The organism is Arenibacter algicola, assembly GCF_000733925.1.
In the GTDB taxonomy this organism is placed as follows: Bacteria; Bacteroidota; Bacteroidia; order Flavobacteriales; family Flavobacteriaceae; genus Arenibacter; species Arenibacter algicola.
Map to the genome: position 1 here is coordinate 683,191 of NZ_JPOO01000003.1, position 24,394 is coordinate 707,584.

The following is a 24,394-nucleotide window of genomic DNA, read 5'->3' on the forward strand; positions in this document are numbered from 1 at the left end:
GATGATCTAAAGTTTGACCAACAACTAGCCATTGGAGGCCGCTACGTCCGCAATCACGGCTGTGGACATTCTGACCTTGGCATCCGTCAAGATTACATTGCCTTCTTTTAAACTTAAATCCAAACTCCCACCTTGAACTAATGCCTGTTTAAAGGAGCGACTACCTCCTCTGGGCTTCAATTCCTGTCTTACCTTTTGCTGTAGAATAAAAAAAAATCTCTTTTTCAAGATTGTCAAAAAAATATGGCAAACTAGAACATTTTCCGTAGTTATTCTTTTCTGACAAATCTCGTGATAAGGTCCAAAAGAATTTAATGTAATGTCATCTAGTTTTAACCCAGATACCCCAACTCCGGTAAGTAGTACTTTTCAATAAGGTAAAAGACAGCCACCTAAAGTTAAAGCTAAGAGAAAATCAATTGTATGCTCCAATCGCGGGAAAAGAGGATTAAATAGAGAGCTCAAGTTTTTTGGTATCCTTTCCTTGTTTAAGCTTTACCTTATACGTAATTAAAGGGTTTTCGTTGACTTCATAAAGGATCCGGCATTCCACTTGGTCTATAGCCCAGCCAGGATGTTCTTTTATAACTTTTGAACTCAGATTGTAGGGTAACCTAATGCTCTTGAAGGTCTGTTCGCTTTTGAGGATAATACCTTGGTAACTGTATACAGTGGTACTAGCATCTTTCCCTTCTTTCATAACCACCTTATAGGTAGAATTCTGCTTTGGCATAAACACTGAAGCTTTGGAAATATCATAATTTGCCACCAGCTTTTGAAGTGTTTTAGCCCGCATAGGCATGTAATCTTTTCGCAATACTTTTATAAATTTGGCATTGACGTTAGTTTTAAGTGTAGTATTGACCATAGATGGACCAGTAAGTCTGGGAGCCCTAAAATGAGCATAGGTTATAGCGTCTTGAGAATAGGTAAGGGCATTCGCCCCTAAAAAAATTAGAGCAAGGAAATACGTTTTCATTTGAAGAGAATTTTAAAGATGTTTGAAATGTTTAAAAAGACCGACAATAATATTTTCTTGGGAATAAAATATTATTTAGACCTATGCGGGAGGAAAACAGTATAATAATTACAGTATAAACGAAGGGCGGGAAATAAGCATTGCTAAATATTTGATATTCAAATATATATGCAATTTTACGTTTGTTGGTTCAATTTTAAAATTACTAAAAAAATCTTTTGTGTCAAAAGGATTATCAAGTTAATTGGGCCCAACTTCCAAAAACATCCAATTTTAGAATGTAAAAAATAACGGGTTGCTTACTCACCTAGATTACTACGTCTTACTCAGGATAGTTTGCAATGGGCTCCGAAACCGAAAAGTTGCCAAACCCATCCATACGTATTTCCTGTACGGCACTATAACCAATTACGAAATTCTAAAGGAATCTTTTGATGTAAGGCTCCTGAATTGCTTGGAAATCCCAATGCCGTCTTTAGAGATATCCAAAAAAAACTACCAACCCGAGTATATTTTTTGAATCTTTAAGAAAATATAAATTAATGGACCAGCAGTATTCATATAAGTCATAAGTACAAAAAAAAAGGAGGGTAATTAAAAAATTAATTACCCTCCCGTTCACTAATTAACCAATCTAACCATCTTTATTCCATATCTATAAAGCCTACTACTTCGTAGGCCCTACTGCCATTTACTTGTACTTTCTCATAAAGGATGCTGGAATATTCGTAATATTCCATTCCATTTATGGCTACTTTTTCATAATCATCCGGAAGCTCATAAACTATGGTTCCTATTTCGGGTTCTACCACTTCATATTCACTATTCATTTGAACATAAAAGACCCCTTGGGCATTGTAATAATTGTAATCATTAAAACTAACCCGCTTGTATTTTGGAGGTAAGCTGCTTATTCTGAATCCTATTTTAGGAGCAATTACAATATACCTTCCCCTGGATTGTGTGTAATACTTATTATTGGCATAATAGTAATCCTGTCCGTTGTGCTTAATAACTTTTCTATCGGGCACCGAACGCACTGAAACCACTTTTTTCATTGGAGTTTTATAAGTGACTTTTGTACTAGGTACTCTATTGTTCACCGTTTTCTTTGCTGTGGTGGTTTTGGTATCTCTTGTGGATCTAGAATTTGAGTTACCAACAGATTGCGCAGTTGCTTGTGTAACAAAAGCTAGGGCAATTAAAATTGATAAGGTGTATATTCTATTAAATGCTTTCATAAACTCTAAGATTTAAGGTTCTAATTGTTTTTAATACGTGGACGTTGCAACGTATTTACAGGATAAAGGTATTGGTACCTTGAAGAATTATGAAAGCAAATAGACCATGACTGGTTTTCTATCTATGAATATCTGAATTTAACAGATTAAAAGGAAAGGGCTATAAGTAAATGTGGGGTATTGCTAGTTCCATAGGCTTAGATGCATGGTTGGTAATATTTAGCTAATGCCGCCATAGCAAGTGAATATTATTGGTATCACAATTGTATTTAATGACGCATATGAACTATACATTTGAGCTAAAGCCGAATATTACCATATAAAATGCCTCAGGTCGACTTTTAGGTTACTTTCAACTTTTAAAAATACTTTCTTATTAAAAAAAGATGTTCTTTGAAACTTCAACAAAAACTGAAGTAAAAATCCTACTTATATGGCCACCCCAAAACCATTGTTACTCGCTTGTCTAAGTTTATTGTGCATATCCATTTCCTATTCCCAATGGACCCAATCCGCAGGTCCGGAAGGAGGCTATACCAATGATATTGTTAAAGTTGATAATACTTTGATTGTATCAGCTGGCGGAGGGGGAGTCTATATATCCACAAACAATGGCGCTTCATGGGAACCCAGTAATGAAGGGTTACCACTTCATCCACATGTGTATCGTATAGCCAGTCATGGTGATAACGTGTATATAAGCCTTTATCAAGGTGGCGTTTATAGGTCCGTTGATAAGGGTAGTACCTGGTCACCAGCAAATAATGGTGCGGACCGATTAACTTTCTATTCTTTGTTTACCAATGGTCAGGAAATATATGCTGGAAGTGCTGACGGAAAGCTTTATTATTCGGCAGATTACGGAGCTAATTGGTCTGAAAAAAATAATGGCCTCCCAGGAAATTCTATCTCTGGATTTGTAAGTTATAATTCAAAAATGTACGTAGGAACAGCAGATGGATTGTTTGAAAGCGTAGACAATGGTAATATTTGGAATGCGATAAATATTCCTGGTTTATCCCCCAATGGCATTCAATCAATGACTGAATATAATGGTGTGTTTTATGTTACCAATGATGGGCAGATGTTTGTATCCAATGATAATCTTGCCTCTTGGATTCTTACTCCTTTAGGTGGTGGAAGCACTTTAACAAATTTAGCGGGTTACGAGGGGGTAGTATATACCACAAATTCCTTCGGAAGATACTATTATTCCAGTGATAATGGAGTCAACTGGACCATGGGCCAAAACACCCAAACAGATAGTTCTGCAAATAATATCCTATTATCAAATGATAAGTTATTCATGTTGACCAGCGAGGGCGTCTTTGAATCTGTGGATTACGGTTCAACCTGGGCATTCAACAGTAAGGGAATTAAAGCACATAATATAAGTGCATTGGCCGCTAATGACACCTATTTATTTACCGGTACCTCGGAAAATGGAATATTCAGGTCTAGCGATAATGGTGCCACATGGACCCCAATTGGTATAAGCTCGACCGATTTAAATTCAAAGTCAATTAATGATATCATCGTAATAGATAATACGATATTCGCTGCAACCTCTGCGGGAATTTATATGTCCAACGACATTGGTGATAATTGGGTTATAAAATTGGAACCTGATTTAAATTTGAGCACAGCAGCCTTGGATTATGACAACGGAGTATTGGCAACTACCATGAATGGGAAGGGTGTGTATCTTTCTAACGATTTGGGAGAAACATGGACACTTTCTCCTATGGAGGGGATTGATCCATCCCAAATGGGTTATGAAAATATTCTAATTCGTGATCAAGTTATAATAGTAAGTACGGCCAATGCAGAACTATTTATTTCTACCGATTTGGGTCAAGCCTGGTCTAATATTTCCATACCCAATGACTATTATCTCACCCAAGATCTTGAGTTTATTGAAAATAGAATATACGCTGCTACAGCAAGAGGTTTAATGGCCAGTGATGACCTTGGTATTATTTGGTATCGTTTCTTAGCTCAGGATTACACATCTGTACAGGATATTATAGTGAAGGACAATATTATATATGGCGCAACTGCTTATGGGATATTTGCAAGTGAGGCTGGAAGGGAATGGTGGTATCCAGCTATGGATGGTATGAAAATTGATTATATGACCGAAATTATTATAAAGGACGACAAATTGTTCCTAGGAACATATGGCTCAAGTGTTTGGTCGCGTCCCTTATCTGAAATTGTCGTACCTCCCTTAGATGATGACAATGATGGAGTAATTAATGAGGATGACCTTTGCCCAGGTACGCCCTGGGGTTCTGAAGTAGACAGCAATGGCTGTGCCGCTTCCCAACTGGATGATGATAAAGACGGAGTTGCCAATGATTTGGACCTTTGTGCCAATACTCCGGTTGAGGCCGAAGTGAACAGCAATGGTTGTTCCGCTTCCCAATTGGATGATGATAACGACGGAGTTACCAATAATTTGGACCTTTGTGCCGATACTCCTTTGGATGCTGAAGTGGACAGCAATGGTTGTGCCACATCCCAATTGGACGATGATAACGATGGAGTAACCAATGATTTGGACCTTTGTGCCGATACTCCTTTGGATGCTGAAGTGGACAGCAATGGTTGTGCCGCTTCCCAACTGGATGATGACAATGATGGTATAACCAATGATTTGGACCTTTGTGCCGATACCCCAGCGGATGCTGAAGTGGACAGCAATGGTTGTGCCGCTTCCCAACTGGATGATGACAATGATGGAATTACCAACGATTTGGACCTTTGTGCCGATACACGGGTTGATGCTGAAGTGGACAGCAATGGTTGTGCCACATCCCAATTGGACGATGATAACGATGGAGTAACCAACGATTTGGACCTTTGCCTCAATACATCCCCAGGAATAACGGTAAATAGCAACGGGTGTGATTTTATTGCTATGAATGCCATAAGAATTTATTCCGAAACACCCAGTTGTCCCAATGTTGCCAATGGTAGTATTGAAATAGCCACCTCTTTAATTGGATATAATTTTGATATTGCAGTTAGCGGTGAAGGAATAAATGAAAATTATACGGGAATAAACCTATACGAAAATTATAAGTTTGAAAACCTGGCTGCAGGAACCTACGAAATCACAGTTGCCATACCCTCTATATTGCATGAGCAATACTTTGGGATAACCATAAATGGGCCAAGTAGCATCTCTGGTAAGTTACAAGGTATTGACAGCAAAACCCAAAGTGCCAAATATATTGTTTCTGGAAGCACCGAGTACACTGTAGATATAAATGGTATTCAAAAAAACTACATCTTCAATTCTAACGAAGAGAACGAAATAGAAGTTCACAATTTAAAAATGTCCAATGAAATTCATATTTCGGGCATAAATGATTGTCAAGGAAAAGTCATGGATACCTTCTCCCTGGAAGAAGACATTTTGGTCTATCCTACCCTTACATCAGGACAAGTGTACATATTCGGAGGTTTTCAACCAGCAGAAATACGCTTATATAATTCCGTGGGACAGCTTGTATTTATCGAGAATTGGAATAACATGTCAGAGAGCGTTCTTCATTTCGACAATTATACCAGCGGACTATATATAGTGCATATCATCACAGAAGAGGATACAAAAACATTTAAAATAATTAAACAATGAAAAGATTAATTCAATTACGCCCTCTTGTGATGGTACTGTTTCTGGCAATTATAAGTGCTTGTTCCAAATCTGCACCTGCATTAAAAGCCTCCGTTGAAGAAGTGCTGATTATGCCTGATAAGGCTATCGGAATCCTTCCAGCAAATGCAGAAACCTGCTCCGACTTCAAAGAACTGCCGGGAGATAACAATAAGGCCACCATCTACTTTAGCTGGTCTACCGCTGAAAATGCTTTGAGTTATTTGGTACAAGTTTTTGAAGGCGGGAAAGAAATAAACAACATCACCGTAACAACGGCCGAGACCGAATTGACCCTCGAAAAAGGAAAATCATACACTTGGACCGTAACTGCTAAAAATAATGATGGCGAAACCGTGAGCAGTACCTTTTCCTTTACTACCCCTGGCCCGCCCATAGGTAATTACGCGCCCTATGCCGCCCAGATCATTACTGATTATAATGTCTCAGATTCCGAACTCAGCATTTCTTGGATAGGAAGTGATGAAGATGGGGACACCTTAACCTATGATGTTAAAGTAACAGATGCAGATGGTAATGAACTTGTTGACCAAACCAATTTAAGTGCAACCTCCCTAGATCCCATTTCTATCAGCACTGGTAAAACTTATACCATACAAATAACCACAAGGGATAATCTTGGAAATTTCTCGATAGCGACACATACAGAAAAAATTGAATAATAGTTAAACCTTAAATTACATTTCCCTTCCAGAGGCAATTACGTTTTGAAAACAATCCGATCAAAAATGCATCTTCATCCCTTCATGGCTGGCCTTAAACCCCAATTTTGTATAAAAAGCTATTGCCTTGGGCCTTTTCTTGTCCGTGGTCAATTGCAATACATGGGCCTTTCTTTCTTTTGCCCTGCCTATGGCCCAATGGAACATTTCGGTGCCGAGACCTGTTCCCCTTTGGTCCTTCCTAATCCGTACCGCTTCAATCTGTGCCCTGACACCTCCACGATAAGTAAGGTATTGTATAAAGGAAAGTTGTAAGGTGCCAACTACCTCCCCATCTTCATTTTCAATCACAATGAGTTCTTGGTTGTTATCCTGAACTATGTTCGCAAAAGCCTTGTAATACTCCACTGGCAAGGGTGTTTTGAAATCTTCCCGAGTTTTTCCCAACTCATCATCGGCAATCATTTCTACAATGGCCTGTACATCATTCTTTGTTGCTTTTCTAAAATTCATTTCTTCTTACATTATTTGTTCTTTTAAACTTATGAACCAATAAGGTGTACAAAACCAATGCGAAAGCTATCCCAAAACCTAAAACACCAATATTAATTCCCAAGAGTTGTTTTTCGCTACCATCGAGGTATTTCATGGAGCCACCATAGAACTCTTGTAGCATAAATGCGACCAAAAATCCTCCGGTAACGAGTAAGCTCAATATTGCAGTGATCTTGGTTTCATTCTTACCCCAAACCAACCAGATACAAAACAACCCTATACCGGAATTGGTAATTAATTGCCATACCTCATGAATTCTAACATGGGGAGTCCAATTTGGATTGAAAACATGGGTTGCATTGATTTCCATAAATGGAACAACAATGGCATAAAGAAGGATACTGAATGTAATTATTGACCTATTCTTGTGATTATTCATTGCAGTACAATTTTTCAGTAGCCTTTTTAAGATCAGCATTTGGTAAAAATTGATCTGTTATAGTTAATATGGCATGTAAATTATCGCGCAACCTATCCAATTTAATTTCACCCGGTTTGATTGATGTTTGCAGTAAATGCAACGCCATATCGGCCAAAAGCAAACGCTGTTTTTCCAACCACTCCGCATCATCGCTATTTGCAGGGTTTTTCAGGTAACTTGTTTCAACTTGACTATGTAACTCCCAACTAGCATTTAACATTTTTAATTTCTCTTCTGTACTCATCTTTTTTAAATCATAGGTTTATTAAAATAAGTTGCCGCTTCAAAATCTCGAATGTTCATGGATAGTATGGGAACTTCAGGAAACACTTGCTTTAATTTTGTTACCACTGTTTTTGATAACATAGCCTTTTGTTCTACCGTCCTTCCTTCCATAATATTGGCAAAAATGTGAACAAAATCATTCTTAGTGTCCCCAACATTGTAATACTTAAATGGATTGATTCTCACCTTTATATCCCCTGGATCAAAAAGCGCTGTAGACTCTGCGGCATCATATACATTTTCTATAATCACATCAGGTGATTTTAATGAAATAAGGTTTTCTGAACAATCTATTATAAAATGTGGCATAAATTTTAAGGTTTTAATAATTCTTTCCCGGTATCACTTCCTGCAATTAGTAAAGAAGGGGAATTCCAAATCCCTGTTGCTGCAGTTTCCTTTACATAATCTGAAAAATCCTTTGGTTTTCTTCCCAAAACTTTTTCTATATCATGGGTAATCTCCGCATTGTTGGGATTTCCAAGCACTTCAGAGAATAGATACTCTATAAGCCAAACAAAATCGGCAGGGACCCCTTGTTGTTTCATCACTTGGGTGTAGGCCGGTAAGGCAATAGGTGTAAATGCGATGTCCCTTCCAGTGGCATCCGAGATTTCTTGGATCACTTCCTTAAAAGTAAGCTGCCTAGGCCCTGTAAGCTGATAAATTTTTCCATTGTGCTCCTCGCCCAACAAGGCTGCTACGGCCACATCGGCAATATCATCGGTATCCACATAGGGAACTTTGGCCTCTGCCTGTGGCAAGGCTACAAAACCTTCCAAAATGGGTTCCAAGAAAAAGCTTTCACTAAAATTTTGATTAAACCAACTGGCCCGAACAATGGTGTAATCCAATCCTGAATGTATCACCACCTGTTCACACAGTTCGGCTTCCCTTTCTCCCTTTCCCGACAAAAGAACCAACTTTTTTACATTGCTTTGTTTCGCTTTTTTGGTTAACTCCTCAATGGCTTCCAAAGCTCCGGGAACGGCCAAGTCTGGCTGAAATGTAATATATACTTTATCCATTCCTTCCATGCTTTGAGACCACGTTTCAGGATTTTCCCAATCGAAGGCCGGAGTTGCCGATCTAGAGCCAATTCTAACGTTATGTCCGGCTTCGCTTAATCTTTTCACTACTTTTTGGCCGGTTTTTCCAGTCGCGCCGATTACTAAAATGTTGTTCATGTTTTCCATTTTTATTTACGTTTATGTTTAATTATATTTATAATGATTAGGTTTATCTATTGAATGTTGTATTTAGTGACTTGAAAAAGGCCGATCAAAAGAAGCAGGAATGAAATTATGGAACTCAAGGTCCTGATGAGATGCAGGCGATTCCATTTTACCTCAAACCTTTCCCTCAATTGTCTTAGCTCTTCAATACTGGCAGAATTTAAGTCGGTTTTATCCAACACCTCATTTAGAGGTACATTACCAAATATGGTTACCAAAACAACTCCGAAAAAATAAATTGCTATCCCTAAGATCAATGACCAGATTAATGGGCTTGGTGCATTTTTAAAGAGATATAGATTAATAGCCCCCACAATGGAAGGTCCAAAGAAGACCAGCAAAAATAAGGGGTTTATTATTGCTCTGTTCATTTGTTGAAAGGACATTAAATAGCCAGGATCGTTCAGTCTGCCAATCCCCGGGGTAATGGCATTGGACCAGGTGAAACATAGACCTGCCGATAAGCCGGTTAGCAATATCAATGCTGTAATCCCTATATTTTCAATTGTGATTTCCATAGCTTTAATGTTTTAAGATGTTTGTTTTGGGATATACACGAGTATACCAGTACAATACCGCTACCAATAAAAATTCGGCCGCTATAATCCAGAATCCTAAAGATGTGAAGAAGCTATAGTGACTTCCTCCTGTTGGAATTATGAAGAACGGGACTGTGATCAAGGCATCCAATACAACAGCAGTCAACAACAGTGTTTGGCCCACCAAATACCCATGTGTATCCTTTTCTTTCCTGTAGTAGAATGAACAACCCCACCACACCAATGGTATGACTACAGCAAACAATACAAGATTTGCCTGTGTCTCAGCATTTTCCAAAACCGGGACATAGTAAGAAATTGAATAAAATAGTATTGCGATAATCCATATGGCAATACCGATAAGCAGAGCACGTTTAATTTTCATGACTTTTTAGTTTAAAAATTACATGTCAAAATTATTTGAATGTGCTCTGGGAGGTTTGTCCCAAATGGAGAAAGATTTGTTCTAAAAGGAGGCTACTTGATCTGACTAGGTCTATACCCAAACTTTTTTTCAAAAGCATTGGAGAAAGAGCTTAAACTTTCATAGCCCACATGCCATGCCGCTTCCTGAACGGTGGCATCTTGATTGCGGATCAATTTATGGGCCAGGGTCAAACGTTCGTTCTGAAGGTATTTAAAAACGGGAACACCAAAATATGCCTTAAAGTCCTTTTTTAGTTTAAATGTGTTTAAGCCTATCTTCTTGGAAAGTTCGCTTAGGGAAGGGGGATTATCAATATTCTTCAATAAGATATCTTTGGCCTGATGGAGTTGGCTGCGTTCTTGGGGATTTATTTTCTCAGTTTTTAAGCTGGCCAATTGACCAAAAAAATGGGAAAGCAGTGTTGTTATCTGACTTCGGAAAAACATCATTTTGGTTTTGCCCTGATATTGAATATTAAATAAGGAATCAACAATAGTCTGCATTTCCGGCGTCATAATAAAACTCGGTCCCTCCACATAATGATCCGAAGGGTTCACCAACTGATCCAGCATTTCCCCAAAAAGCTCGCCTTCTTGATTGGGAAGTTTATCCAATGCTTTTATGGAGGTGGCTATAACCAAGCATTCCAAAGGCTTGGAGGAGGAGACCGTATGTACGAATTCTACTTTATCATTTGCAAAAAATGAAAGTGCCAAACCCTTGGTATGATTAAAGTCCTTTTGTTTATCCCCATATTTTACCTTTAAATCAACATTGCCGGAGCCATAAAAGGCAACAGCGATCAAAGGTTCTTCAAAAGAGCATGAATCTATGGTAGCCTCATTTACCTTGGCTTCTTCTACCAAAATAATAAAGTCGTTTATGTCTATAATATCCCTTGTCATCTAGCTTAGAACGAATTTACAAAATTTTGGGTTTGTAAATCCAACTACCAAACGAAGCCACTAAACCACTCTGCACTGAAAGTGCAGAGGTTTTCTTTACAAGGGACTGAAAGTCCCTGGGACTATTCCAATATAAAATTGGAATTATCCGAACCGTCCCGTCTATGATGCTCCAAATAATCATTGACCATCTTATCGGTTACATTGCCCGTACTCCAGACTCCATAACCGCTCGCCCAAAAATGCTGACCCCAATAGCGCTCCTTTAAATGAGGAAACTCCTGTTGGAGCTTTCTCGATGTCCTGCCTTTCATTTGTTTGACCATCGAACTTACATTCATCCTAGGGGCGTATTCAACGTGCATATGAACATGATCGGAGCTCACCACTCCTTTCATAATCTCAATCCCTTCAGCTTCACATATTTGCATGAGAAGCTCACGACAACGCTTCTGAACATCCCCACTTAATACCTTATATCTATACTTGGTAACCCAAACCAGATGACAAGTCAACCGGCTAACGGTATGCGATCCCTTTCTCAATGTATGACCCATACCCCTAAATTATGTATTTTTTCGCAGTACTAAAGTGCTGCAATAAATTGCAGGGTTTTACTCCCTAACCTGAGACCAATAAAAAAATCCGGCTACCCTAAGGAGTAGCCGAATCTTCATCGGGGGAACAATAAAAATTAATCAACCTGAAGGTTCATCAACTAAAAACCAATTAATCGTTCAAATAATTATTTACTGCCGTGGTACGTGCACTAACGTGACTATTTAATTGGCTTATGGCTGCCTGAAAATCCGAACTTGAACTTAGAAATGAATACCCGTAAACCTCTAGGTTGGCGTAAGGTTCTACCAATGCCCCATAGGTTGCATATTTGGATTGCATATCACTAATATTAAAGGCATTATCCACTACATCACGCACATATGCATCGTACTGTGCCCTATAGGTATCATCCTGATACAAATACCCGATCAACGGCCATGCACTCCCATTTAAATCGGAGAAATCCAAATTTAACGCCCCTTGCTGATTCCCTTCCTGCAAAGCCTCGTTGTTATCCCATGGAATCCATGATAATTTTTCCGTGTCGGGATTATTGTACAGATAATAATTATGGGTCATTCTGCCGTAAGTATCCCAGTTTTGGATAACTGTATTGACCGCCAAATACTTCAAGAAGGTATCGGTGTCAAAAACACTTTCCAAATTGGCACGCCAAGTTGAAGGATCCGTGGTTCTTTCCGATGAATGCAATGCCGTGAAGACACTTTGTACATCGCTAAAATCGGCCACATCTTCATTGGTCTTCTTTACAAATACATCTTCGGTAAAGGTGCCCTGGGCAAAACTGGCGCCAGTGCCATCCGGTTTGTACAAATTACCATCATTATCGGAAAACTGGGCATCGATCACCGTGTCATCCACTTCTTCGACCAATGTATAAACTCCAAAATATTGGGGTCCATCGCCATGATCCACATAAACGGTATAAAATGCTGCGTGTGAACTCGCTATGCCGGCTTCCCGGAAAACATCGGTAGCTACCTTTTCCCTTAGCATGGATTTATCATTGTAGTTATTTTTCAAACTCAATTTCTTAAAACCATAAAACCGTTGATTGTCTATTTGGGGGTATTGATCCTCAAATTCATCAAAATCCAGCTTAAAGGATAATTTTAAGATGCCACTGGTCCAGCTGGACTGTAAACTGGAATTGCCTTTAAAACGTACCCCTACCCGATACCATTCCTTGCCATTATACATGATATCGCCGGGGACAAAAATAGGATCTTCATCAACATCTGCCAATCCACCTCCACCAGGGCCACCACCGGGACCTCCACTACCACCAAAAGCTCCGTACAGTGATGTCATATCATCCAACATACTCTGCCAACGCTCTTCGGTAATTACAATATCCAAACGTTTTACTGCTTCATCCTCAAAAACTTCTTCAAAGTTAGGGTCTGCTGATTTACTATGGGTATCATCAGTCCAGTCCGCGGCTTCAAAGTCGGTATCGGAATAGGTTTCAACATAGGTCTCGCTATCTATTACTTCTTCCCCGGCCGATGTATCTTGTACGGCATCGTTGGAGCAGGAAAGCACCAAAAATAATTGCGTCATCAATAAAAACAATAAGCTTATTTTTCTCATCATTGTATACTTTTAGGACTATTATTACCTTACAAAGATGTTAATATGAAGTAAATGAATTTTATAAAATCAGCGAATGGCCTACTCTTTTATGTGAAACATAAGAAATGTCCTGACAGTAAATTTGAAGGCCATTACAGACTGTCCTAAAATATCCATAAATGACATTCAATTGAACCAATCCGAAAACCGAAGAATAATCGCAAAATCTAGATTAATATATATAGTCGAAATAAAGGAGGTTAGCTATTAAAAATTGAAGCAGACCTTTAGATGGTACAGAATTTTATTCCTAACCCCAAAAGACTGGCTCATTTTACCTTCGTCATAGGTATCGGGATGTGCGGAGCAGATACTCCTCTTTCTTCTCCCTTAAGGCTGTCAAAAGACTTTCTGAAACGGCCAGGACCAATAACAGATTGGCCCCCTTTTCGTCTGCGGCCCAATGTTGCCAACAGGCTTCCTAGGCCAATTGTATTACGGCAAATTAACTATGCCGTCCCTGTTTCTCTGACAACTATAGCTTTGCTCGTTATATTTTTGCTGACTTTTTATTCTTTTGAAATTCTGGCAATACTTTTTCTGCCAGTCGCTCCAAGGTGCTTTCCATACTATTGGAATTGAACCTTAGATTTAGACTTACATGGTTTACACCAATAGATTTTAAATGATGTAAATAGGTGTTCAAATAATTAACACCCGTCTTAAATCCTAAATGGATGGGTTCTGGCCTAAAACTATCGTCTTCTTGAAGATCCACATATAAGGGCTGCATAAAAGGTTTGTCAAATATACTAGTTTCGGCAACCAATGCCCGCCATTCTTCAATTCTGTATTTCTGTTGTCTGGGATCCCTGGGGTAGTACATCCACCCATTTGCGTTTTTGGCATTCCACTCCAAAGACTGTTGACTAAAGCCGGTCATCAACAAGGGAATTTTATGGTTTTTAGCTTTTGGAAGTATATCTATATGCCCTTTTAAATCGCCATAATTTTTGGTTTCCAAAACAGGGTAACTCTGCTGTGCCCTACGAATGTATTGGAAGGCTTCGCGAAACAGTTCCCCACGGTTTTCATATTCGATTCCCATAGCGGGATATTCATCAAATCGGTCACCGGAGGCTACTCCCAACAACAACCTACCACCTGAAAGCTGGTCTATAGTGGCAGCGGATTTTGCCACATGTACCGGATGGTGCAAGGGCAAGGCAATACTGGAAATACCCAGTGCTATTTTTTTGGTTTTAGCTGCCAGAAATCCCAAATAGGTAAAGGGATCGTACATCTGACCAGCATCGCCAAAAGAGGGTACGTTAAAGGGTACATCGCGAATCCAAAGGGCCTTAAAGCCCAATTCGTCCAACAATTCCACGCGTTCCAAATGATGCTCCATGGTGGGCATAAGCCCTTGGTCGTAGTACTCTATAGGCACTGTTATTCCAATGCTCAGTTCATCGGGTTGAAATACGCTGTTGTATGCTTTGTTAATGGGCTCAAAATTCTTCATATGTTTTTTCTTCGGGGGTTTTAATTATTAGCTGTACTAAAGCTTCATTGTTATACCGGTACCTACTGCCCTACTTCTTAATCTTAATGTTATAACTCCATATACCTTGAAGCTGACCATAGTAGCTCTTACAAAAATTGTTTGTGAACTATTACCAGGGTTCGGGGTGTCTCAGAGTTGCTTTTAAATTTTCGTACCGTTCCTGGATATGGATAATTTCCCTCTCATAAACCATACATCTATAATATCCAGAGAACCCTTTTCAGCCTAAGTTTCAGACTTCAATGGTATGTGTAATTAAACTTGACTATAAGGTCTTGAATATTCTAGGTACAAAGCAATCATAGGTCCCCAGTATAAATTGGTGATCACAGCGTAAAATATAAAAATAATCTTACCACACTTTCTATAAAGATAATAAAAACGAATTTTATAGGTGCCAAGAAAAATTGATCTACAATTTCTATCTCTAATAAAAAAAGGAGAAATGCATTCTTGAGGATATCAATATAACTACCCCCCTATGTAAGCGAATATTTTAAAAAACAAGTGAATATGCCCTTACGGGAATACATTATTAAGGCCAAGTTGAAATTGGTGGAAATCCGATTGCTGAATTCCGATTTTACATTGACCGAAATTGCACAGGAATTGGGCTTTACGGATGTTAGCCATCTCTCAAAAACCTTTAAGAAATATGTAGGCACCTCCATCCGCGAATTTAAGAACAACGGAGAATATATGCTTTTAACACGAAATGCCTGTACTGCCTAAACAAGATGGCCATTATTTAGCCAATGTTTAAATATCCTCTGTTTTTAGTTGAGGATTCTTCACCTTAAAGGACCCAATGATCAAAAACAATAAAAACGCCAAGGTGATATAACCCATGTAACGGTAAGAACCCAAGGTGGTAAAGCAATAACTAAATAAACTGGGCGCTATGGCGCTTCCTACGACCAAAAAGCTCATCACTTTTCCACTGATGGAACCCAAAAACTTTCTTCCAAAAAAACTAGGCCATGTAACCGCGTTGATCACTGCAAACAATCCGCCCATAGTACCTAAGCCTCCGACCAATAAATAAACCCCAATTGGATGGGAGAGCAATAATAGTCCCAATGAAGCCAAGACTCCGGCCGACAGCATAATGAACAAATAGATTTTATGCTGGATATAATCGCTTAAAATATTGCACAAGGTGGATACGAAAATAGCTATAATGGACATCGGTAAAAAAATGGCAATGGCTTCGGCCTTAGAGTAGTTCTGACTACCAAAAATAGATACAATGTGAAATGTAAATCCTGTTACATAAAAGCTATTAAAGGCCAAAACCAATCCGAACATCCAAAAGGCCCGAGTTTTCTTTGCCTCTTTTAGGGTGAAGTCGGTTTCAGTCGCCTCTTTTTCTTGGTCAAATTCCTTCTTTTCACATCCATCCGGAAGCAGATCAAAATCTTCCGGCCTATTTCTATATAACAGCAAGATACAAACACAAAAAACAAAAAGACTCATGGCCATTATCTGCCAACTCATTGCCCATCCGTGATCATCAATAAGCCTATTCAATAGTATCGGGGCACTGGAAAAGCCCAGGGAGACCGTAATACTGCTTATAGAATTGATTTTGCCCCTATTTTTCCTAAACCACATCATGATCATGTTCCTAGAGGCCATGGTCAATACTCCCTGACCACTAAATCTTATCATAAAAAATAAAAGGGTTATCAAAAGAAAGGGAACCGACCAGGATTGGAAATTAAAAACCCTTTTAATGGTTTCACTTATTTCTACAGAAACAGAAAACAGCAAGAGGGATGCCCCTAAGAGTAAGGTAGCAAAGAAAGCAACATATCTAGCCCCATAAGCATCGAACCAAATGCCTGCCCTAGCCACCAAGGCAGAACTCAACAGGGTACCCAACATATAGGCATTGCTAAACTCATTTCTTGATAATCCCAAGGCATCCTTGACCGGGTCTGTAAAAACAGATACGCCGATGGTCTGGCCAGGAATACTGGCTAAAATGCCAATACTACCAATGACAAGTACTATGTAACCATAAAAGAAAGGAAACCTTTGGGGATTTACTAAGGATATTTTAGTCGGGTTTGGCATGCTTTGTAATAAAGTCCGCAAAGATAAGGGTTTTAATGGGATTGGCTTTCCTCACCTTTTCAAGTACCAAAATCTATAATTTTATTTAGGTCCAATCTACAGCTTCGCCTTAAGTATATTAAAACATATAACGAACTGCTGGATATTTAACTTCGTTTTACTATTTTTAGAACAATCAAATACGATAACCATGGGTTCAAGAAGAGATTTTTTGGAAAAACTAAGTGTTTCAGCCATCAGTTTGCCAATTTTATACAGTCCCGCCAAGCTGTTCGCAGCACCTAGCGAGCCTTACGAAGGACCTGTTTTACGGGTGGCCATAATGGGACTGGGAGGTTATGCTACGCGAGTAGCCAAAGCGATGGAATCCTGTAAAAGAGCCAAGTTGGTTGGACTCATTAGTGGTACGCCATCCAAAGTTGTTGATTGGCGGGCCAAATATGATATTCCTGAAAAGAATTGCTACAACTACGAGAATTTTGACAAAATCAAAAATAATCCGGATATAGATGTCGTGTATGTCATAACCCCCAACGGGTTGCACAAAGATCAGGTGATTAGGGTGGCAAAGGCAGGAAAACATGTCATCTGCGAGAAACCTATGGGCATTAATGCCAAGGAAGGTCAGGAAATGGTTGATGCCTGTAAAAAGGCCAATGTAAAACTATTGGTAGGCTATCGTATGCATTACGAGCCTAAAACAGTAGAAGTAATACGGATGCGTCAGAATGGAGAATTTGGGAAGCTTAAGTTTTTTCAAGGCTTATCTGGATTTGCCATAGGCGATCCCACCCAATGGCGCTTAAACAAAGAACTTGCAGGTGGAGGGGCCATGATGGATATTGGCATTTATTCCATTAACGGTGCCCGCTATATGCTCGGGGAGGAACCAATTTGGGTAACGGCCCAAGAAACAAAGACCGATCCCGTTAAATTTAAGGAGGGAGTGGACGAAACCATACAATTTCAAATGGGATTTCCCAGTGGCGCGGTAGCCTCTTGCCTTTCCACCTATGCCATGAGACATTTGGACCGATTTTTCCTAAACGGGGAAAAAGGCTACGCAGAAATGCAGCCATCAACAGGTTATGGTCCAATTGAAGGCAGAACGCATAAAGGGGAGCTAACTCAACCACATATAACCCACCAAACCCTGCAGATGGATGGTATGGCCCAGCTTATATTTGAAGGGGTTCAACCCATAGTTCCGGTTGATGGGGAAGAGGGGCTTAAGGATTTAAAGATTATAGATGCCATTTATGAGGCAGTAAAAACTGGAAAAAGGGTTGATTTATAAGGTTTTAACATACTAAATTGCAGCGTATAGTTTAAGACCATCGGCCTACAATATTTGAAGTTTCACTTAATCTACCTCAGCAATTAAATAGACGATTACCGGGACATTTAATGGCGATTGATATATACCGATTGCCGAACGGGTGTGGATTCCCCTATCACCAAAAACTTGATTCATGACATCCGAAGCGCCATCCAAAACATCTGAATGATCCTTAAAGCCCTCGGCGGCCTGTATATGGCAATCCAAGCGGATAATTTTTTTTACCCTTTCCAAATCTTTTACGGCATACATTAATTGGGCTATGGCATTAATAGCACAGATACGTGCACAATCATACCCTTCCTTTATACTAAGATCGCTCCCTACCCTACCGGTATATGCCAAAACTCCGAATTCTCCGTCTTTCCAGGGCAATTGACCGGAAGTATAAAGAGTATTGTTGGATATTGTCCAAGAAACATAATTTCCTACCCCTCTAGGTGCCACCTTGGGTACCACTATTCCTAAGCTTTCCAATTTTTCTTCAATGGTCATAAGCAAAATTCTCTAAAACAAAATAACTGTTTTCCCGATAGATTTACCGGACTCTTGCATTTCATGTGCAGCCTTTAAATTTTCAACCGTAAATCCATAAAGCGTGGTAGTCAATGTAGTTTTTAAAGTACCCTCATCCAATAAATGGGCCATATGGTTTAAAATTTCGTGCTGTCGCTCTATATCCTCTGTATTGAACATAGAACGGGTATACATAAATTCCCATGAAAAGGTTACACTCTTATTTTTTAATAAATTTAGGTTTAACGGTTTACTGCTTCCCGTAATTGATACAATGTGCCCTTGGGGTTTAATGATATCCGTAGACAACTCCCAATATCCCTCCAGATCCACGAAGTCCAATATATAATGGACCTGACTATGTCCAATTTTTTCCAATTCTTCTTTAAGGTTGTGATGGTTCACCACAAAGTCAGCTCCCAAATCCTTGCACCAGGTTATGGAATCTTCACGTGAGGCCGTGGCAATAACTGTAAGGCTGCACAATTTCTTGGCCAATTGTATGGCTATGGATCCGACCCCACCAGCACCTGCTATGATCAATACCGATTTACCACTATCCTTTTCAGGATCGATCCTAATGCGGTCGAAAAGTGCTTCGTAAGCGGTTAAGCTTGTCAATGGCATTGCCGCCGCCTCCGGAACACTCAAATTTATAGGCTTGTGCCCAACAATTCGTTCATCTATCAGCTGATATTCCGCATTGCTTCCACTTCTGGTGATGTCCCCTGCATAATACACCTGGTCCCCTACCTTAAACTTTGAAGTTTTATCACCCACGGCCTGTACGATCCCTACGGCATCCCACCCTATAATTTTAGGAGTGTCCAACACCGTATCCTTTGCTGCATTTTGTCTGATTTTGTAGTCCACCGGATTTACCGATATTGCCCATATTTTAACTAACAAATCATATCCCGTTGGTGTTGGTTTCTCCGCCTCAAAGGCTATAAAACTATTCTTTTCCGTAATAGGTAATGATTGTTTAAATCCTATTGCTTTCATTCTTATAATATTTTATTTTTTTTTTTACTATCATCAGGTTTTGTAGTTATTGACCAACTACATGGGGGCGTCTTTATAAGTATGCAAATTTGCTTTTTGCGCACAAGTAAAGATTCTTGATTTATAAATATAGTTGAATTGCCCCTAACATTTAGATTTACAAAAAATTAATCCAGATTGCAAAAACCCTAAGCCTTTAATTGCTTATAGATTAAAATAGGCGGCTTTAGACTAGTACAATATGCATTTACATGACCTTCATCAGTCGTTAAAAGTAAAAACTTCTTTATATTTATAGTATGCAATCAATACATTTTTCACAATGAATAATCTAAGAAAAGTATTAGGCGAGATTTCAGAGCTCACTACCGATATTGAAACCAATTATCCTGAGCTGTATCGTTCTTTGGATGAAAATCCTTTGACCATTCCTGCAAAAAATCATCCCCAGGTAAATAAGGACGATTTAAAGGAATATTTGGAGAGTTTAAAGGAATTGATAAAGCATCATTTAGAGACCCATAGAAATAATGGGTAAGACAATTTTATAACAAAACCATGGGAGAAATAGCTACTTCGGAAAGACAGATAACCCTATATTACAGTTCCAAATCTACAAGGGCCAAACAGACTTTGGCCTATGCCAAAGCTGAAGGCTTGCCGATATTTGAAATTGATATCCTAAAAGTACCTTTAACAGGGACCCAAATAGCGGAATTGGCCGGCAAATTAAATTTGGAGGTCAAAGACCTGGTAAATCAGGAACATCCAGCATATAAGGCCCACTTTGAACCCCATGAATTTTCTACGGACGATTGGATAAAAATGATAAGGCACAACCCGGAAATCATGAAGCAACCCATTGCCATCCGTGGCAAGATGACTATTTTAGTGGAAACCCCTACCGATATTATTAAAATTTAATATTCCTCTTTTATCTGTAGACGACAAAAATGACTTAAATACTCACTTCTCACTATAAATCAGTCATTTACACCCATAAATTTTGTAATTCTTAACTTATTGCACAGTCGAGTGGTCAGTATTTTTCAAAACGTTGATAAGCATAAGGTCTCGACTGCGCCTGTCTACTGATAGGCAGGCTCGACCGGACGTACAAAAGAGCTTAATAATTTTATCTTACTTACTATGTTTGTTTTTGCAAGTTGGAATAAATGTTCTCCTGCTTAAATACAAGTTAGGGATTAGACTTTTATATAAATCTTCTTTTTGTCCAACCAAAGTCCTATAAGCCAACAAATGAACATAAATACTAAGGCAAAGGCAAATGATCCATAATAGGGTCCGAACCAGCCAAAACCTTTTTCGTAGATATAATTGTACAAACTTTGATTTTCATCTACCCGTACAAATAGCATGGTTATTGCCAAATATTCGGACAATAGATATATGAAAAGGGAGTTCTTACCAAAGATTTCAAAGAAATTAAAGTTTATGGGCCTTTTAACAAATTCAATAGCATAGATCAGTATGGACAGCACAATGATGTCCAGGCCAATTGTAAGAATCACAAAAGAACTTGTCCATAACTTCTTGTTTACAGGAAAGCTTAAATTCCAAAAATACGCCACGGCCAATAATCCTGCTGCTATCATCAACATTTTGGCCAATTTTTCATAAGTAATACCACCTTGGATAACAAACTGTCCCACAAGATACCCTGCTATCACATTACAGATGGCCGGTAAGGTGCTTAACAGCCCTTCAGGGTCGAACGGAAGTCCATCACCGCCATAAAGGTGATTGTCACCAAGAAGTATCCTATCCAATGTCCTAACGAGGTTACCTTCTAGAGTAAAGTCGCCAAAGGCACTAAGCAACCCCCAATAACCAAGGAGGATAATTGCCGATGCGACAACAAGCTGGCGGTTGCTGAGAAAGTAAATCATGGTTGCTCCAATAAAATAACAAAGTGCTATTCGCTGCAACACTCCCAATATTCGCGTTTCACTAATAGGAACCAAGGCCAGTTCCCCGGAGTCTGTCCATGATACAAAGGGAAACCAGTACATTAAATATCCCAATAAAAAGATAATTAAGGTCCTTTTTATAATTTTCTGGAAAACTTCCGAAAGAGGTTTATCTCCCCATCTGGACTTAACGAATGCAAAAGCATTCCCCACTGCAAATAGAAAAGAAGGAAAAACCAAGTCGGTCGGAGTAAAACCATGCCAATTGGCATGCAACAAAGGAGCAAAGGTAAAGTTCCAATCTCCTGGAGTATTAACGACTATCATCAGGCAAATAGTCAATCCGCGGAACACGTCGAGCGCCTTGAATCTTTTCATAGTAAAATGCATTTTATTTGGCATCTAAGTTAATCAGTACGATTATTCTACCAAATTAATTGCCCTTTTTCATTGGTTCTCATTAAAGCCGCGATTTAGGCCTATCATTTTATAAAAGCAAAGTCCGATTAAAACTTCTGTTTTGCCTTCTAAAACCCCATGGCAAACCTTGTGTTATGCAGGATTACCTAAAATAACCTAATAAATAACCCCGATGAAAACACCGGGGTTATTTATTAGGTTAAATAGTGTAATGATACTTTAGGCCACTACTGGCTCCAGTTGTGCCGATTCCTGAAATTCCCATTCTCCCCTGACCAGTCTGGTAACATAACAGTTGTCGGCCTCTTGTACCAATAACTCCCTTTGCGCCTCAGTGAGGTTTCCCTGAATTTGGATGTTGGAAGCCACTGTGGTTTTAAAGCTGCCGTTAGGTTGACGTACTGCCGTTTGTTCCAATTGGGCATCGACCTCCCCTATTTCCCAGCCTTTTCTTCTGGCCACATTTCTAATCGTAGCCACTTTACACATAGAGATTCCTGCCAATAGCAATTCCACTGGGGAAAAACCCAAATCCGTACCTTTGGCGGGGATGGGCTCATCCCCGAGTATAGCATGTTTTCCATTGCTTATAACCGATTGGTAGCCAACAGGTAAATTTTTGATATTTATTTTTGTGCTCATTTTATCTTATGTTTTGTGCCCATTGAAGCTAAAATCAACTATGGGGTTTTTTATTGACTAATTTGGATTTAAATGGGCGCTGCCTGTAGTTCTTCCGCTAAGGGAAAATCTATTTCAAAATCCGCTAGATTGTGAATCAAGTTACTTATGGTCTTATCTCCGATTACGATGACCACATCTATCAAATTGGCTTCTGTATAACCTGCATCAAAGAGTTGTTCCTTAACCTCTTCAGAAGCTCTTCCCTTATTTTTGACCGTATTCAATACAAACTTGGCCAAGGCATCCAGTTTACTGTCAAAACTGGCGTTACCGGTCCTTATCTCCAATATTTGATCTTCGGTAAAACCGTTCATTTTACCAATTTGGGTATGGGCGGACAAACAATAGTTACAACCATTAAACTGACTCACCACAAGATTAATAACCTCTTTTTCCTTAGCTTTTAAGGTTGTTTTTCTATTCTGTAATGTTAGGTAATCTCCTAGGGCAGTTTCGTTCTTGGCGTAATAGGCATATAAATTAGGAACGAATCCCACAGCCTTTTTCAAATTGTCGAAAATTGCTTGATTGTTGATAGATACTTCTTCTCTACTTGGTACTTGAAATCTTTCCATTGTTTTTTAATTTTAATTGTTGTACTTAATTTTAACAATGCAAAGATGCGACCGGGAAGAAGGGTTTTGTTAGGTAGTAATTCCCGAAGAATTGGCAATTGTTCCCAAATCCCTTTTTTCTTTATATTCCGAAGGGGAAACACCCTCTTGTTTCTTAAAAAAGCGACTAAAAGCCTGGATATCCTCAAATCCAAGTTGGTAAGCTATTTCCTTGACGGGCTTATCTGTATAATACAACATCCGCCTGGCTTCCAAAGCTATACGCTCATGGATATATTTCAAAGGCGATTTGGAATCCATTTTTGAAAAAACGTTGGATATGGTTTTTGGAGATTTATGCAGCAATTCGGCATAATCCGCTACACTATGTTTATATCTAAAATGCTGCTCTACTAGAAAATTGAATTCCCTAACAAGGTCAGTTTCATTGCGCTCCGCGGGGTAGTTTTCCTGACTTTTATAGAGTCTGGCGCACAATATCAGGTATCTTTTTAACATCATTTGCAGCATATCTATCTGCAAATTATCATTGGACTTCATTTCTATAGTGAACATTTTCCAGAGTGTATCAAATTTTTCAAAATCCTCTTGGGCAAGGCCGATCACCGGGAGTTGGGAAGCTCCAAAAAATAGGATCCCCTTACATCCTACCTCGCTATCATGGTCCAGAATACAATAAAAAGGCCTATTGAACCTTAAAAATCTGATTTCCCCTATTTTCTTTGGAACAATTTGATGGAACTCCGTTAAAAAAATAATTTGGTTCTTAGAAAACACTTCTTCCTTTCCATCTATATTAAGAATATTGGCATCGGCTTGAAACCACAAAATGGTGAGGCTGCTTTCAATTTGTTCCTTTAAGATATCACAACTATGACTATCAATAGTATCCAAAAAAAGATATTCATCGGTATGCCCTATAAATTTCATAAACTGTCCCTGATATTTAAGATACTTGTTATACGTAATTGGATTGCTCCAGAATGTCAAAAATTAGCATTCCTTACTTTCTGTTGGTCGTAAAAATATCATAGTGCTTTCATTTTAAATGCAATGCACATGTATGTATAACATTTAAAACAAGTACTTATAGCTTGGGCAACACCCAGCCATCCAATGTATATGGCGGGGATTAAAACTACCTATCGAAAGATAGGCAGGGCTAAATCGCGGAAGTAGTAATTAAA

26 protein-coding genes and 1 pseudogene are annotated in these 24,394 nt (G+C 39.0%); 6 read left to right on the forward strand and 21 right to left on the reverse strand.

The window, feature by feature from the left end:
- Positions 1–24: 24 nt before the first annotated feature.
- The 3 genes from U735_RS25990 to U735_RS0113155 all read right to left on the reverse strand — a co-directional run bounded on the left by U735_RS25990 (position 25) and on the right by U735_RS0113155 (position 2,220).
- On the reverse strand, positions 25–228 hold the full coding sequence (locus U735_RS25990; protein ID WP_031444261.1) for a hypothetical protein: 204 nt from the start codon (positions 226–228) through the stop codon (positions 25–27).
- A gap of 220 nt (positions 229–448) precedes the next feature.
- Positions 449–979, reverse strand: a complete 531-nt coding sequence (locus U735_RS0113150; RefSeq protein ID WP_031444262.1) for a hypothetical protein — start codon at positions 977–979, stop codon at positions 449–451.
- A gap of 644 nt (positions 980–1,623) precedes the next feature.
- Positions 1,624–2,220 carry a DUF6515 family protein gene (locus U735_RS0113155; RefSeq protein ID WP_031444263.1) on the reverse strand — a complete coding sequence of 199 codons (597 nt, stop codon included), beginning with the start codon at positions 2,218–2,220 and terminating at the stop codon, positions 1,624–1,626.
- Between the two features lie 433 nt (positions 2,221–2,653).
- Here U735_RS0113155 and U735_RS0113160 point away from each other — a divergent pair, with 433 nt between their 5' ends.
- A complete protein-coding gene (locus U735_RS0113160; protein WP_069857919.1) occupies positions 2,654–5,866 on the forward strand; it encodes a T9SS type A sorting domain-containing protein in 3,213 nt (1,070 codons plus the stop codon).
- On the forward strand, positions 5,863–6,567 hold the full coding sequence (locus U735_RS0113165; protein WP_031444265.1) for a fibronectin type III domain-containing protein: 705 nt from the start codon (positions 5,863–5,865) through the stop codon (positions 6,565–6,567). Before U735_RS0113160 ends, U735_RS0113165 begins: the two co-directional genes overlap by 4 nt.
- Before the next feature lie 60 nt (positions 6,568–6,627).
- Here the strand turns inward: U735_RS0113165 and U735_RS0113170 are convergent, their stop codons facing one another.
- From U735_RS0113170 to U735_RS0113220, 11 genes are all read right to left on the reverse strand, one after another.
- Positions 6,628–7,080, reverse strand: a complete 453-nt coding sequence (locus U735_RS0113170) for a GNAT family N-acetyltransferase (RefSeq protein ID WP_031444266.1) — start codon at positions 7,078–7,080, stop codon at positions 6,628–6,630.
- Positions 7,070–7,501: a hypothetical protein gene (locus U735_RS0113175; protein ID WP_031444267.1), complete on the reverse strand. Its 432-nt coding sequence runs from the start codon at positions 7,499–7,501 to the stop codon at positions 7,070–7,072. Before U735_RS0113175 ends, U735_RS0113170 begins: the two co-directional genes overlap by 11 nt.
- Positions 7,494–7,787, reverse strand: coding sequence for a hypothetical protein (locus tag U735_RS0113180; protein ID WP_031444268.1), 294 nt, complete (start codon positions 7,785–7,787; stop codon positions 7,494–7,496). The genes U735_RS0113175 and U735_RS0113180 overlap by 8 nt, the downstream gene beginning before the upstream one ends.
- Before the next feature lie 5 nt (positions 7,788–7,792).
- Entirely contained in the window at positions 7,793–8,137 is a 345-nt protein-coding gene (locus U735_RS0113185; RefSeq protein WP_031444269.1) for a 5-carboxymethyl-2-hydroxymuconate Delta-isomerase, read from the reverse strand.
- 5 nt (positions 8,138–8,142) lie between these two features.
- Complete coding sequence (locus tag U735_RS0113190) at positions 8,143–9,024, reverse strand: NAD(P)H-binding protein (RefSeq protein WP_051892145.1); 882 nt, start codon at positions 9,022–9,024, stop codon at positions 8,143–8,145.
- 47 nt (positions 9,025–9,071) lie between these two features.
- Entirely contained in the window at positions 9,072–9,581 is a 510-nt protein-coding gene (locus tag U735_RS0113195) for an anthrone oxygenase family protein (protein WP_031444271.1), read from the reverse strand.
- Between the two features lie 4 nt (positions 9,582–9,585).
- Positions 9,586–9,987 carry a DUF5367 family protein gene (locus tag U735_RS0113200; RefSeq protein WP_031444272.1) on the reverse strand — a complete coding sequence of 134 codons (402 nt, stop codon included), beginning with the start codon at positions 9,985–9,987 and terminating at the stop codon, positions 9,586–9,588.
- Between the two features lie 92 nt (positions 9,988–10,079).
- Positions 10,080–10,934, reverse strand: coding sequence for a helix-turn-helix domain-containing protein (locus tag U735_RS0113205; RefSeq protein ID WP_031444273.1), 855 nt, complete (start codon positions 10,932–10,934; stop codon positions 10,080–10,082).
- Positions 10,935–11,056: 122 nt separating this feature from the next.
- Positions 11,057–11,491 carry an IS200/IS605 family transposase gene (tnpA, locus tag U735_RS0113210; protein ID WP_031444274.1) on the reverse strand — a complete coding sequence of 145 codons (435 nt, stop codon included), beginning with the start codon at positions 11,489–11,491 and terminating at the stop codon, positions 11,057–11,059.
- Between the two features lie 172 nt (positions 11,492–11,663).
- Positions 11,664–13,112: a CotH kinase family protein gene (locus U735_RS0113215; protein ID WP_031444275.1), complete on the reverse strand. Its 1,449-nt coding sequence runs from the start codon at positions 13,110–13,112 to the stop codon at positions 11,664–11,666.
- Between the two features lie 529 nt (positions 13,113–13,641).
- Positions 13,642–14,616: an LLM class oxidoreductase gene (locus U735_RS0113220; RefSeq protein ID WP_031444276.1), complete on the reverse strand. Its 975-nt coding sequence runs from the start codon at positions 14,614–14,616 to the stop codon at positions 13,642–13,644.
- Between the two features lie 534 nt (positions 14,617–15,150).
- On the opposite strand from U735_RS0113220, the pseudogene U735_RS0113225 reads away from it, so the two are divergent.
- Positions 15,151–15,390, forward strand: a pseudogene (locus U735_RS0113225) (helix-turn-helix domain-containing protein); the annotation flags it as partial.
- Positions 15,391–15,417: 27 nt separating this feature from the next.
- Here U735_RS0113225 and U735_RS0113230 read toward each other — a convergent pair.
- A complete protein-coding gene (locus U735_RS0113230) occupies positions 15,418–16,737 on the reverse strand; it encodes an MFS transporter (RefSeq protein ID WP_031444278.1) in 1,320 nt (439 codons plus the stop codon).
- 190 nt (positions 16,738–16,927) lie between these two features.
- On the opposite strand from U735_RS0113230, the gene U735_RS0113235 reads away from it, so the two are divergent.
- Complete coding sequence (locus U735_RS0113235) at positions 16,928–18,034, forward strand: Gfo/Idh/MocA family protein (RefSeq protein WP_031444279.1); 1,107 nt, start codon at positions 16,928–16,930, stop codon at positions 18,032–18,034.
- Between the two features lie 66 nt (positions 18,035–18,100).
- Here the strand turns inward: U735_RS0113235 and U735_RS0113240 are convergent, their stop codons facing one another.
- Together U735_RS0113240 and U735_RS0113245 are read right to left on the reverse strand one after the other, a co-directional pair.
- Positions 18,101–18,571 carry a RidA family protein gene (locus U735_RS0113240; RefSeq protein ID WP_031444280.1) on the reverse strand — a complete coding sequence of 157 codons (471 nt, stop codon included), beginning with the start codon at positions 18,569–18,571 and terminating at the stop codon, positions 18,101–18,103.
- Positions 18,572–18,583: 12 nt separating this feature from the next.
- A complete protein-coding gene (locus U735_RS0113245; protein ID WP_031444281.1) occupies positions 18,584–19,597 on the reverse strand; it encodes a zinc-binding alcohol dehydrogenase family protein in 1,014 nt (337 codons plus the stop codon).
- Between the two features lie 322 nt (positions 19,598–19,919).
- Here U735_RS0113245 and U735_RS0113250 point away from each other — a divergent pair, with 322 nt between their 5' ends.
- Together U735_RS0113250 and U735_RS0113255 are read left to right on the forward strand one after the other, a co-directional pair.
- Complete coding sequence (locus U735_RS0113250) at positions 19,920–20,135, forward strand: hypothetical protein (protein WP_031444282.1); 216 nt, start codon at positions 19,920–19,922, stop codon at positions 20,133–20,135.
- Between the two features lie 20 nt (positions 20,136–20,155).
- Positions 20,156–20,521: an arsenate reductase family protein gene (locus tag U735_RS0113255; protein ID WP_031444283.1), complete on the forward strand. Its 366-nt coding sequence runs from the start codon at positions 20,156–20,158 to the stop codon at positions 20,519–20,521.
- 281 nt (positions 20,522–20,802) lie between these two features.
- Here the strand turns inward: U735_RS0113255 and U735_RS0113260 are convergent, their stop codons facing one another.
- The 4 genes from U735_RS0113260 to U735_RS0113275 form a co-directional block, all read right to left on the reverse strand.
- Entirely contained in the window at positions 20,803–21,906 is a 1,104-nt protein-coding gene (locus U735_RS0113260; RefSeq protein WP_232233262.1) for an acyltransferase family protein, read from the reverse strand.
- 261 nt (positions 21,907–22,167) lie between these two features.
- Positions 22,168–22,590 (reverse strand): OsmC family protein, encoded by a 423-nt coding sequence (locus U735_RS0113265; protein ID WP_031444285.1) that lies wholly within the window; start codon positions 22,588–22,590, stop codon positions 22,168–22,170.
- Positions 22,591–22,658: 68 nt separating this feature from the next.
- Positions 22,659–23,207, reverse strand: coding sequence for a carboxymuconolactone decarboxylase family protein (locus U735_RS0113270; protein ID WP_031444286.1), 549 nt, complete (start codon positions 23,205–23,207; stop codon positions 22,659–22,661).
- A 69-nt stretch (positions 23,208–23,276) separates the two neighbouring features.
- Positions 23,277–24,137 carry a helix-turn-helix domain-containing protein gene (locus tag U735_RS0113275; RefSeq protein ID WP_031444287.1) on the reverse strand — a complete coding sequence of 287 codons (861 nt, stop codon included), beginning with the start codon at positions 24,135–24,137 and terminating at the stop codon, positions 23,277–23,279.
- Between the last annotated feature and the right edge of the window lie 257 nt (positions 24,138–24,394).